The sequence below is a fragment of the Methanobrevibacter sp. YE315 genome (assembly GCF_001548675.1).
Lineage (GTDB): Archaea > Methanobacteriota > Methanobacteria > Methanobacteriales > Methanobacteriaceae > Methanocatella.
In genome coordinates this window covers 1,505,119-1,518,521 of sequence record NZ_CP010834.1, presented here as the reverse complement: position 1 = coordinate 1,518,521, position 13,403 = coordinate 1,505,119, and the positions used below count along the sequence as shown (strand labels likewise).

Below are 13,403 nucleotides of genomic sequence, written 5' to 3'. Positions count from 1 at the left end.
CCATTAAATAAGAATGTTAGATGGAGTTAACGTTTATGTTTAATAAAAAATTAAAGATTGTGTTATTATTACTAGTTTTCATATTATCTATTTCTGCAGTTTCAGCTGCAGACAACAATGGAACTGATGATGTGATTGCTAGCGATTTGGATGATGAACCACCATCGATGGTTCCTCAAGATAGTTCAACAAATGAACAAGTTTCGTCAGAAGAATCCTCTTATTCTATGCAAGCTAATAATGTTACAATGTATTATAAGGGAACTAATAAATATTCAGGCGTTTTGACTAAAAACGGAAATCCTTTAGTTGGGGCTCCTGTTAATTTCTGGGTAAACGGCACTACCTATACAAAAAATACTGATTCAAACGGTAAAGTCACATTTGCTTTGTATAACTTAAAGCCGGGCACCTATATGGTTTCAATGGCTTATGGTCATTCAGCTACTTCTAAAAATACTATTACAGTAAAACATGTAGTTTCAGCAAGTAATGTTGTTGCATATTATAAGGCAGGTTCTACATTCACTGCTAAATTTTTAGATAGCACAGGAAAGGCTTTAGCCAATACTGACATTACATTCAAGTTTGTTGGATCTAACAGTTATACCAGAAAAACCAATTCCAATGGTGTTGCTTCAATAGCCCTTAATATGCTTGTTGGAACTTATACTATTAATTCCATACATCCTAATGGGGATATGGTAACCAATACAATCAACGTCAAGCATGCGGTTACAGCAAAGGATATGACTGTATGTAAGGGCGCTGAGTTCACCGCTAAATTTTTAGACGGTACAGGTAAGGCTTTGGCCAATAAGGATATCACATTCAAATTTGTTGGGTCAAATTCTTATACCAAAACAACCGATTCCAATGGTGTTGCTTCAATAACTCTTAATATGGCACCTGGAACCTATACCATTAAGTCAATACATCCGGGCGGAGATACAATTTCCAATAAAATCACTGTTAAGGATTCAATTGTTTCAAGTGATTTTGAAAAGCATTATTTGAGTGCCAAAGTATTCACCGCCAGATTCTATGGTACAGACGCCAAACCATTGGCAAATTCAAATGTTAGATATTACACTAATCAGGACTATACCATAAAAACCGATGCAAACGGTTATGCTAAAATTTCTGTAAATTCATTTCCGGGGACTTATTCCATTCAATTGATTAATCCGGTCACTGGAGAGAAAAAAACAAACAAAATCAAGGTATTGTCTCCTATAGATGCTCCTGCAACAATAACCACTTTTGCGGGAACAAATACAAAGTATAAGCTTACCTTGTACGTCAGCGAATCTTTAGCCAAAAACAAAAAGATGAATATTTATGTTGATGGAGTTAAAAAGACGGTTACAACTGATGACAATGGTGTTGCAACTTTAACTTTCAAATTTGATAAGAAAGGAACCTATTATATTAAACCTGTCGATCCAAGGACAGGCTATCAGTTCAGTACAAAAGTTACAGTCAATCGTGCTACCATTGTTGCTTCAGACGTTGTGGCCATTGAAGGCATTACTACTAAATTCACTGCCACCCTTTTGAATCTAGACGGCAGTGTTGCAAAAAACACTAAAATGAAGATAACAATCAATAATGTGGCAAAGACTCTTACAACAAACACCGATGGTGTTGCTACTTATAGCTTCAAGCTCAATGAAGGCACATATAATGCAGTATGTGAAGATTTGAAAACGGGTTATAAGTTAACCAAAAAGGTCTATGTTTTAGGTAAGGGGACCAATGTTTATGATGAAAATGGTGTTTCTCTTGATGGAAAAACTATTTTAGCTATTGGTAGGCCGTCAACAGCAAGTGAAGAGTCAAAATATGGTTATACTTTCTATAAGGTACAGTTAACAAGAACATGTTCATACTGTGGAAGCCATAATCTTTATTGGAGCATTTTCTTTGCAGGTAATGAATATGATAACTGGGGCCGTTTCCCTGCAACCGGTAACATGGAAGGGGGAAGTGCCGAAGGTATTATAATCTGCGCTGACTGTGACTCTGACTGGTCCATTTATGGACATAACCACGGTGGTGGCGGTGGAGATTTAACTGCTTTGACTACTCCGGTAAAAACTACAAAACAGGACGCTTATGACCTTTTAGCAGGAGATTATGTTTATATAAAAGATTAATAATTTCCTGATTTAACTTTTTTTAATCTTTTTTTCATATCCAGAATTCTGTTTCTGGAGTTGTTTTTTTCATCCTGTATTTTAGAGTAATTATTTTCGCATTCAATAATATAATAAGCTTCTTTTGATGTTGTTGATGGAATGTTCATTTTTTCCAAGTTACGCTCAACGCGTCTTTTCAGTTTTTCATCATCCATTTCGTCGCCTAAAAATATTGGTGTCTTGACGGCCGAGGATATTTTTGTGTTGTGGCGTGCAGCATGCCTTTCTTCTGTTCTGTTATTCAAAATAGTTTCACTGCTGCTGTTTAAATTAGGGTCTCTGAATGGTATTCCGACATCGGAAAGCGCAATCCTAATCTCATCATTCTTTGGAAGGGCGGTATCCAACATTAGTGGATTGGGACTGGCCAGTGTTCCGCCTTGTTTTCTTCCAAAAATAGGGCCTTGGCCAATGTAAAAGTCAGCTTCAATGAATCCTGCTCTAACTGGTGCTGATGAGGTATAGGTTGCAACGATTCCATCGTCCTTTATTACCCGTCTGAATTCCTTAAAAAATTCAATTGAAAACAGTTCCGGAGCCATATTTTGACTGAACGGATCCAGAAATATTGCATCATATGAATCGTCTTTTAGTTTCTGCACGGTCTGTCTTGCATCCTCAATATAGACGTTGATGCTGATGTTTTGTGGAATTTCGCCTTTTTCCAATTCCAATGTCGCATAACCTTGTTTTATCAATTCATTTTCAATGGCCTTTTTTGTAATATCATGTTCCTTAATGGGGGATGGGACCAACAGGCCGCATGCAAGTGTTGCTTTTGAGATTTCCACCATGTCTATGGTTAGATTTTTATCGGAGTTCTTTAAAAAATCGGATATTGCGGCAGATGTGTTGTATCCCAGTCCTGCGCAGATGTCCAAAATCGCAATATCATCTTCATAGTTGAACTTCATCGGCTTGATAAATTTCTCAAATGACTCACTTATTGCACCTGTAGATGTATGAAGTGTTTCAATTTTGTTATTTATTTCTTTTGAATTAATAGAATAAGATCCATCATCAGTTAAAACAAAATAATCGTTGTAAGTATCAAAAAAATTAAGCCTACTTTCATTATTTCGACTACTTCTTTCTTTACTAAAATATTCATTCACCAAATCAAAAATATCATCGTTAATAATTCTGGCACTATTTTCGTAACTCATCTTATCTATAATAAATTTAGTTTTTTTAATATTTATTGATTATTTTTAATTTGCCACAATTTTCGACTCTCAGCTATTTTTAATGATTTGATTTATTTTTTTAATTGTCATATGAGCAAAATTTATATAATTTCTAATTAAAATTTAATTTAGATAAGTAGTAACTCCATTTTTTGGAGATGATTTTTTTTAAAAAAGAATTATTTTTGCCTTTAATATTTTATTTTAGGCATATTTATTATTAATAATACAATTAAGGTTATATAAATGTTTGAAATTAAAGCAAAAGATAATATGGGTCGTGTTGGAGTTTTAAAAACCAAACATGGTGATGTAAGGACTCCCGCATTGATGCCGGTTATTCATCCGCGAAAGCAAGCAATAGAAGTCGGCAAATATGGTGCTGATATTGTTATTACAAATGCATATCTAATTTATAAAGATGAAGAACTGAAGCAGAAAGCCATTGATGAAGGTTTACATAAGTTAATCAACTTCGATGGCCCAATAATGACCGATTCAGGTTCATTTCAGTTATCTGTTTATGGTGATGTGGAAATAACAAACAAGGAAGTAATAGAATTTCAGGAATTAATCAAAACTGACATCGGAACTAGCCTGGACATTCCGACAGCTCCTTTTGTTGAAAGGCAAAAAGCTGAAAGCGATTTGGAAATAACTCTGGAAAGGGCAAGGGAAGCAGTCGAATTCAAAAAGGAACAGAATATGGAAATGCTTTTGAATTCCGTTGTTCAAGGTTCAACTTTCCTTGATTTAAGACGTGAATGTGCACGTGAATTGTCCAAACTCGATGCTGATTTGTATCCAATTGGAGCGGTTGTTCCTTTAATGGAATCATATCACTATAAGGATCTTGTTGATGTTGTAATGAATTCAATGAAGGAACTGCCTGACAATACCGCACGCCATTTGATGGGTGCCGGCCATCCGATGATATTTGCATTGTGCGTTGCAATGGGATGCGACCTGTTTGACTCAGCAGCCTATATCCTATATGCTGAAGATGATAGGCTTTTATCAACAAGAGGCACATTCAAACTGGAAAACTTGCAGGAAATGCCATGCTCTTGTGAAGTGTGCGCCAAATACACTCCTGATGATTTAAGGGCAATGCCTAAGGAACAGAGAAGGGATCTGATTGCCAAACATAATCTATATGTTTCATTTGCAGAGTTAAGATTAATCAGGCAAGCCATATATGATGGCAACTTGATGGAACTCGTTGAAGAAAGATGCAGAGCACACCCTGCACTGTTGGAGGCTGTAAGACAGCTTGGAAACTATTCAAGTGATTTAGAAAAATATGACCCTAGAAGCAAAAAATCAGCATTCTTCTACACAGGCCCTGAATCCTTGTGCAGAAGCGAAGTGTTAAGGCACATGCAGAAATTGCGTGAAATGCCTAAAAAACGAGATTTGATAATACTTCCTCCAACAAGAAAGCCTTACTCAAAATTCATCTCCGGAAAACTGGGGGAATTTTATATTTATGGAGCTGAACAGGAAATAGATTTGGATAATACTGACTTTATGGTTTTGGATGTTCCGTTCGGATTGATTCCACTGGAAATTGATGAAGTCTATCCTTTAAGTCAAAATGATGCGCCAAAAACACGTGATGTTGACAGCATAGAATTTGTAGAGGATTTCATATCTGAATTTGTAGAATATTATGAGCAGGTATTGATTCATTCAAAAATAATTAAGGATCTTGATGTTGGCCTTTACAACAAATGCACTGATTCAAATGAAATAAGATACAAAAAGGATGATGTCAAAAAGATAAAGGCCATTGCAGATTATCAATTTGGAGTTGGTGCCGGAGAAGCACTCTTTACAGGAAACATCAACATTGAAAAAAGTAAAAAAACAGGAAAAATCAGACATATCTATGACGGCAAAACATTGATTGTAAATATGAGGGCTTCAGATTCATATTTGATTTTGTCAAAAGAAGGTGCAAAAAGGCTTCACAATGCAATGCCATATCCTAAAAATAGGGTTGTTGTAAATAAGGATTCAGAACCGTTTGCACTTGACGGTAAAAGCGTATTTTCCAAATTCGTTGTCGAATGCGATGAAAATATCAGGGCAAAGGATGAAGTATTGATTGTAAATGAAGAGGATAAATTACTTGCTTATGGAAAATCACTGTTAGGAGCCTGTGAAATTGAATCATTCAATACAGGACAGGCCATTAAGACACGTAAAGGAATGAAAAAGTGATAATATGAAAGATAATGATAAAGTTAACACAGGCCACAATATTGAAGATAAGGAATTAATAATAAATGCAAGAAAACCCGTCGGTGAATTGGGCCATCAGATATTGGACAGAATGAATAAATCCCATGAATCAATGGCACAATGGGGAGTCAGTCACTTTCAAATTAACGAAGACAGCAAAATATTGGACATCGGATGCGGCGGCGGAAGAAACATTGAACGTTTCGCAGAACAAATCTCTGAAAACGGAAGGGTTGTTGGAATCGACTATTCAGAGGTAAGTGTTGACAAATCAATTGCATTGAATAAGAAGTTTATTGATGAGGGAATCGTAAACGTTTTGCAGGGTTCCGTTTCTCAAATGCCTTTTTACGATGAGACTTTCGATATTGCAACCGCTTTTGAAACTATTTATTTCTGGCCAGATTTCATAAATGATTTAAAAGAAGTAAATAGGGTTCTTAAAAAAGGTGGATTCATATTCATTTGTAATGAAGCAGTATATAGGGAAGGTGAAATGGATAAATATGATGATCTTGTTGAATTATTAGACATGAAAATCTATTCAGAAGATGTTTTGGAAGAATCCCTTAAGACTGCGGGCTTTGATGATTTCAAGGCTTATATCAATGATGAAAACGATTGGATTTGCGTGACAGCTAAAAAGATCTAATGTAAAAATTCGGATAATAATGTAAACAGTATTTGAAATATGGGTTTGTCGATTTCACTGATGCTTGTTAGTATTTGTGCTTTCTTTTGGACAATCTTAACTGTCCAATATATGGATCCATATAAAATCTATGTCTAGCCATGTCCGTTTCGATTATAGTGTACTTTGCTGTAATCATTTTGGTTAGAACAGTTGATTCTGAGGATAAACTTATTATTAAACAAATAACCGGTAAATAATGCAAAGATTTATATATTATTAAAACATAAGTTTATTTGTTGTTACTTTTCATGCGGTGTTAGTCCAGCCTGGTTAAGACTCTAGCCTGCCACGTTAGAGACCCGGGTTCAAATCCCGGACGCCGCATTTTTTTATGCAGTCGTGGTATAGTCTGGTTATTACTTGGGCCTTCCAAGCCTACAACCCGGGTTCGAATCCCGGCGACTGCATCTTGGATAATTACTTTTTTAAAAATTCTTATTTTGTTTAAATAATCCTTTTTTTTAGTTAATTTTATATAATAATAAATATAAAATATAAATAATTAAATTAATTTTTAATTTGGTTAAGATTATTATTTTATGGTGATTTAATGGTAGGAATAGTAGGATATGGGGCGCATGTTCCCTCATATAGGATTAAGGTAGAAGAAATTGCAAAGGTATGGGGTGATGACCCTGTAGCTTTATCAAATGGATTGGTTGTTAATGAAAAATCCGTACCTTCTGCCGATGAAGACACTGCAACCATTGCAGTTACTGCTGCTAGATACGCTCTAGCAAGAGCTCAAATTGACCCAAGCAAGATTGGTGCTGTTTATGTAGGTTCAGAATCACATCCATATGCAGTAAAACCGACTGCTTCCATTGTAGCTGAAGCGGTTTGTGCAACTCCAAAGTTGACTGCAGCTGATTTGGAATTTGCATGTAAAGCAGGTACTGCTGGTATTCAAATGTCTATGGGTCTTGTAAAATCAGGAATGGTAGAATATGCACTTGCTATTGGTGCTGATACATCACAAGGAGCTCCTGGAGATGCTTTGGAATACACTGCATCTGCTGGTGGAGCAGCTTATATCATCGGTGAAAAGGATACTCTTGCAGACATCAATCACACATGCAGTTTCACAACCGATACACCTGATTTCTACAGAAGAGAAGGCCAAGACTACCCATCTCACGGTGGTCGTTTTACAGGAGAACCAGCTTACTTCAAGCATGTATTAAGCGCTGCAAAGATGCTATTCGAAGAAACTGATTCCAAACCTGAAGATTATGATTATGCTTGTTTCCATCAACCTAACGGTAAGTTCTACTTAAGAGCAGGTAAAAAGTTAGGTTTCACATCAGAACAAATCAAACAAGGATTATTAACTCCAAACATTGGAAACACTTATTCTGGTGCTGTACCTTTAGCATTGTCCAATATTTTGGATGTTGCAGAACCTGGAGATAATATTTTCGTTATCTCTTATGGATCAGGTGCAGGAAGTGATGGTTTTACAATAACTGTTAAAGATGAAATTGTTGAAAGAAGAGAATTAGCTCCAAAAACACAGGAAATCATTAATGATAAAACATACGTTGATTATGCTGTTTATGCTAAATTCAAAGGTAAAATTAAAATGTAAGGGGGCTTAAATATGAGAGATGTTGCGATTATAGGAGTTTCACAGACAAAATTTGGTGAATTATGGGATTCCTCTTTTAGAGACTTGATTGCTGAAGCCGGTGTAAAGGCACTGGTTGACGCAGGTATTGATGGTGATGATATTGAAGCAATGTTTGTTGGAAACATGTCCTCAGGACTTTTCGTAGAACAGGAACACATTGCAGCTCTTATTTCCGATCACGTAGGTCTTAATCCAATTCCAGCAACAAGAGTTGAAGCTGCTTGTGCTTCTGGAGGATTGGCTTTAAGACAAGGTATTATGGCAGTTGCATCTGGTTATCATGATGTCGTAATTTCTGCAGGTGTTGAAAAGATGACTGATGTGGTTGACGCCACTCCAGCTATTGCTACTGCATCTGACCAGGAATGGGAAGCACAGCAAGGAGCTACATTCCCATCATTATATGCAATGATTGCAAAAAGACACATGTACGAATACGGCACTACTCGTGAACAATTGGCACAATTTTCAGTAGTCAACCATAAGAATGCGGCTAAAAATCCAAATGCCCAGTTCCCATTTGAAATCACCGTAGATAAGGTAATAAACTCCACTATGGTGGCAGATCCATTAACACTTCTTGACTGTTCCCCTGTAAGTGACGGAGCAGCAGCTGTTGTAATGGTGCCTGCTGAAATGGCAAAGAAATACACTGACACTCCGATTTATGTAAAGGCTTCTGCACAAGCTTCCGGAACATTAACATTACACGACAGAAAAGATATCACTACCATTGAATCTACTAAAGTGGCTTCCAGAAAAGCTTATGAAATGGCAGGAGTTACTGTAAAGGACATTGACGTGACTGAAGTGCATGATTGTTTCTCAATCAACGGACTTTTAGCTGTTGAAGACTTAGGATTTGCCGAAAAAGGTAAAGGTGGAATAGCTATTGAAGAAGGACAAACTGAAATTGATGGTGATTTCCCAATCAACTCTTCAGGTGGTCTTAAGGCACGTGGACACCCATTAGGTGCTACAGGTATTGCTCAAGCTGCTGAAATCGTATGGCAACTTAGAGGAGAAGCAGGCGGACGCCAAGTTGAAGGTGCAGAAATCGGTATGACCCACAACATTGGAGGAACCGGTGGTACTGCAGCCGTACATATTTTCGGAAGAGATTTATAAATCTCTTTTACTTTTCTTTTTTTTATAATAATTAATACTCCCGCTTTGATGCTAAGCTGGGGATGGACAACTTCTGCAAAAGTTCAGGGAGACATTACTGAATCTGGGCATTTGCATCAATATTATCTTTGTAAACCTCATTTGCAAAAGCCACAGGCGTTTTATATAATCTTTCAGAGAATCATGTTCAAAAACTCCAATTGAAATATTTCTATTCAGAAGACAAGTGAAACACTTTGAACACATTTTATTATGGTGTCGTATATTTTATACAAATATATACTTTAATGTTTATTTTTTTTGATTTCAATGTGAAAAGTATAAAAGGTACTAAATGAATAATATTATTATGGAATCAAGAAAATTTGGCATATTGATAATTTTTATACTCTCTATTTTAACAATTTCTTGTGTCAGTGCGGAGGATTTAAACAATACTGATTCAGTAATGTTAAGCCAGGATTTGAATCAAAGTGTAATGCTGCATAATTCAGATATGGATAATGAAACAATCCTTGCTTCAGGTTCAAACGTTAGTGAAACGCTTTCAGAGCCTCCTTCAGCACAGAACAATAAACCAGAGGGGATATATGGAATTGTTGATTTCGGTTCAAATGTAATCGGATTGAATATATATGATGTGCATAATAATGAAGTAACAAAAAAGATTTCTCTGGCAGAATCTTCTGTTGTCTCTTCCTACACTCAAAACAACAAGTTAACTCCCGAGGGCATTGAAAAGCTAATTTCCATACTTGAATATTACAGTGAAGTAATGCAATCAAATGGGGTAATAAAGGATTACGTTTTTGCAACAGCAAGCTTAAGGAAAATAGATAATCCTGACGAAGTGGTAACCGCTGTAAAAAATAGATTGGGCATTGATATTCATGTTATAAGTGGTGAAAAGGAAGCAGAACTTGGTTTTAAGGCAGTTAAAGAAATGGACCTTACTAATGATAATGGATTGTATATAGATTTGGGTGGGGGAAGTTGTGAAATTATTTATTTTGTAAACAGGAATCCCTCAATAGTGGCCAGTATGCCTTTCGGGTCAAACTCAGCCTATAATGAATTTGTCAACGGAACTTTTCCAAATGAAACAGAAAGACTCAATATTCAAAACATGACATTAAGCGAGTTAAAAAAATTGGACATCAAAAATACAAATCCAATTAATGATTTATATGGTACTGGAGGCACTGTTTATGCCACCAAGCTGATGTTGAATTCACTTGGCTTCATAAATGAGGATGAAACTGTCATTCCTGTTTCAATGTTGGATGAACTGTTGGATAATATCAAGGATGATACAGAAGAAAACCGTCAAAAAATAATTGATGTTGTTCCTAGTAGGCTTAATACCCTAATACCTGGAATCATTATTGTCAAAACGATTTTGGAGTATTATAATATGGAAAATCTACATTACTGTACTGGGCAGATTGATGATGCGGTCTTATTTGAGCTCCTTGAAAATGAAAGTTCTAAGGATGTGCCTGTTGATCCGTCTTCAGAAAATGTGTCTTCCAACAGCAGTTCTGAAATAGTAAAGGTTTCATCTAAAATTATTGCCAATCCAACAGGAAACCCTATTGCAATGTTGGTGCTGGTGCTGTTTTCACTTGTTATTTCATGCCGTAAAAGATGAACTTTAACTTTCAATCGGAAATGTTAAAGAGGTAATGTTATAAAAGAAGTTTCAGATTCATCATATATTAACAATAAGTGGATAGGGCCTAACAACCCTATAATTTATTTTTTCTTCTATTGCTTTCTAGCTAAATTCTTATTTGAGATATTTGTTAATTTTACTAAGTCATGCTATTCTTGCACTATTGGATAAAGATTATAATGCTGGCGTAGTGAAATTAAAGTATATTTAAATAATTGTATGAAATTCTTTACATATTCTAAAAAAACTTTATATATTAAAAATATATAATAATGGGGGCAATATTATGAACAGAAAGATAATATTATTGGTTTTAAGTGTTTTCATTGTTGCTTTTGCAGCTGGAAGCGTAATTGCTGCCGATGCAAAGGAAAACACTGAAATAAAAATGTTGAATGAAAAAACATTGAAGAATGGAGACAATATTGAATTACAACTTGTAGATGCACAAGGCAATCCAATTGCATCTCAAAAACTAAACATCAGCTTTGAAGCAAACGGAAAATTTGAAAACTACTCAGTGGTCACTGATAAGGATGGAAATGCGTACCTGGTTTTATATAATGAAGAACTGGGTGTTCATAAAGTAATTGTCAATTACACAGGCAACGAAAAATATAATCCATGCAAACTAGAAGAAAATATTACAATAGTTGAAGGTTCCTCCACTAGTGAAGACACTGAATCCAATTCAACTGCCAGCACAGTGCAATATGATAATGCAACTGCTAAAAATTCCACTTTAAAAGATAATGAAACATTATTCTATTGTGCTGAATACAACTTCTATTACAATTCCGATGGAGTTATTGTAGGCGGTCAAAATGACGGTGCCGATGCATATGAAATTTATACTTCATATAAGGAAGCTGAAAGAAAAGGAAGCTTCTTTTTAGAATAACTTCATTTTTTTAGAGCTATTTAAATAGCTCTTTTCTTGTTTTTTTTAATATTATAGAGTTATAGAGATCATTTTGACAACTGATTTTGTTTAATAGTTAATGAATAAATTTCACAATAATTGCGTATAATCTCGGATATATTATGCAAATTACTCCACAAAACTTGTTAAAAGGAATTTCAAGCTTCACGACCCTGATTCTCCATTAGTGATTGGTAAGGTTAAATGATGAAGTGGTAAAAGAGGTCAGGGAGCCTAGTTATATTGAAACTTATGAAAAAGTCGTACCACTTACACATACTTTTCAATCAGTTTTGTTTTAAAATTGTATCTGAAGATGTTTATTGAAAAATAGGAAAACTAACCGGATTAGAATAATGAAAATAGATTAAATCATGCCTGTTGCAAATAAAACCAGATTTGCAATACTTGCAGAACCAAGGTAAGTTCCAGAAATTACAATTATTGCTATAATGATTCCTTTCCAACCAATCTTCTTAAACTCTTCCCAATCGTTACCGATTGCAATACCGACATATGCTAAAAATGCAGTGCATATTGTAGTTAATTCAATTTGGGAAACATAAGGAATTATGATGTCTGAGGTTGGAACTCCAGGGATGGCTAAAAAAATACCGATTAAACTTATATAAATGATTGATGATATGTCCCATGGAATTATCCTCTCAAGGCACATTCCGATAAGGGTAATAATTGAAATTATTAGCATTCCGATGAATACATCAAGCAAAGGGGTATGGTAACCTATGAAATTTCCAACTGTGACAATGATTGAGAACAGTACAAGAAAAGTGACCCATCTTTCAATCTTACCTGAACTTAAATCCTCAGAAGTGGCATATTTATCATCTTTCACTCCTTCAATAGCATATTCATCATCAATGGTTTTCCCCTCACCTTTACCTATGATTGGAGATAGCCATTTATACAATTTTTCTGCAAGAGGCAAGGAAATGAACATGCACATGTAAATGCCTAAACAAAAAGAAAGAATGTTGCTGCATCCTGCAAAGGCCTCCAATTGGGTAGCCATAGCAGGGTACATATGCACCAATGGAACCAACGCTGCAGCATTCATACTTGCACTTCCTATGCCTGAAGCCATTGCAAAGGCATATGAATGGTAAGGTATGAGGGAAATGCTTATGCTTGCCAAAAAGCTGATATATGGAGTGCCGATAATGGATCCTATTACAAAAATGGCTAAGACTCCCCGTGTCTCAGGGGATTTGAAACCATAATTATCGATAATGATTCCCAAGTTCGGTTCACGGCAAATGGAACTTGCCATACCGATTACTTCTCTTCTAAATCCTAAAAGCAAAGCAACAGGCAATGCTATAAGAGTACCTAAATCCCCCAAAAGCTGTAAAATCAAGGCAGGGCCGACATTAAAAATAATATCAATAGATTGTCCACTTGAAATAGCTAATTTAGCAATTAAGGCTCCTATAAATAAAACCATAGCTCCTTCAGCTACTTTTGATTGCTTCTCACCTACAAATTTTATAGGTTTTGCTAAAAAAAGAGCCAAACCCATAATTAGAGCATATATTAAAGGCAATAATAAAACACTTATGGTATCAGTGATTCTAATCTCTTTAACTCCAATGGCCATTGAGATGACAACTAGAACAAGACAGACTATATGCAAGTTATATTCCTTCCATGGGGGTCGTTTCTTAATTGCCCTATCAGTTTTTCCCCTAAATGTCTCTT

The 13,403-nt window shown here is 35.5% G+C and carries 9 protein-coding genes and 2 tRNA genes; 9 read left to right on the top strand and 2 right to left on the bottom strand.

What is annotated here, in order from left to right; all coding sequences use genetic code 11:
* The first annotated feature begins 35 nt into the window (after positions 1-35).
* Positions 36-2,159: an Ig-like domain-containing protein gene (locus TL18_RS06770; RefSeq protein WP_067043291.1), complete on the top strand. Its 2,124-nt coding sequence runs from the start codon at positions 36-38 to the stop codon at positions 2,157-2,159.
* On the opposite strand, the gene TL18_RS06765 is transcribed toward TL18_RS06770, so the two are convergent.
* Positions 2,156-3,367, bottom strand: coding sequence for an MnmC family methyltransferase (locus TL18_RS06765; RefSeq protein ID WP_067043289.1), 1,212 nt, complete (start codon positions 3,365-3,367; stop codon positions 2,156-2,158). The two genes, TL18_RS06770 and TL18_RS06765, sit on opposite strands and share 4 nt — an antisense overlap.
* 267 nt (positions 3,368-3,634) lie before the next feature.
* Between TL18_RS06765 and tgtA the strand changes: the two genes are divergently transcribed.
* From tgtA to TL18_RS06725, 8 genes are all read left to right on the top strand, one after another.
* On the top strand, positions 3,635-5,614 hold the full coding sequence (tgtA, locus tag TL18_RS06760) for a tRNA guanosine(15) transglycosylase TgtA (protein WP_067043286.1): 1,980 nt from the start codon (positions 3,635-3,637) through the stop codon (positions 5,612-5,614).
* 4 nt (positions 5,615-5,618) lie between these two features.
* On the top strand, positions 5,619-6,287 hold the full coding sequence (locus TL18_RS06755) for a class I SAM-dependent methyltransferase (RefSeq protein WP_067043283.1): 669 nt from the start codon (positions 5,619-5,621) through the stop codon (positions 6,285-6,287).
* Positions 6,288-6,579: 292 nt separating this feature from the next.
* Positions 6,580-6,653, top strand: a tRNA-Gly gene (locus TL18_RS06750).
* Between the two features lie 9 nt (positions 6,654-6,662).
* Positions 6,663-6,736 (top strand) — tRNA-Gly (locus TL18_RS06745).
* A gap of 143 nt (positions 6,737-6,879) precedes the next feature.
* Positions 6,880-7,917 (top strand): hydroxymethylglutaryl-CoA synthase, encoded by a 1,038-nt coding sequence (locus TL18_RS06740; protein ID WP_067043280.1) that lies wholly within the window; start codon positions 6,880-6,882, stop codon positions 7,915-7,917.
* Between the two features lie 12 nt (positions 7,918-7,929).
* Positions 7,930-9,087: a thiolase domain-containing protein gene (locus TL18_RS06735; protein ID WP_067043277.1), complete on the top strand. Its 1,158-nt coding sequence runs from the start codon at positions 7,930-7,932 to the stop codon at positions 9,085-9,087.
* Between the two features lie 334 nt (positions 9,088-9,421).
* A complete protein-coding gene (locus TL18_RS06730; RefSeq protein WP_067043273.1) occupies positions 9,422-10,738 on the top strand; it encodes a hypothetical protein in 1,317 nt (438 codons plus the stop codon).
* Between the two features lie 310 nt (positions 10,739-11,048).
* On the top strand, positions 11,049-11,663 hold the full coding sequence (locus TL18_RS06725; protein ID WP_067043270.1) for a hypothetical protein: 615 nt from the start codon (positions 11,049-11,051) through the stop codon (positions 11,661-11,663).
* 388 nt (positions 11,664-12,051) lie between these two features.
* On the opposite strand, the gene TL18_RS06720 is transcribed toward TL18_RS06725, so the two are convergent.
* The gene (locus TL18_RS06720) at positions 12,052-13,338 is read right to left on the bottom strand and encodes a DUF3100 domain-containing protein (RefSeq protein WP_231483592.1); all 1,287 of its coding nucleotides are present in this window, start codon (positions 13,336-13,338) and stop codon (positions 12,052-12,054) included.
* Positions 13,339-13,403 lie beyond the last annotated feature (65 nt).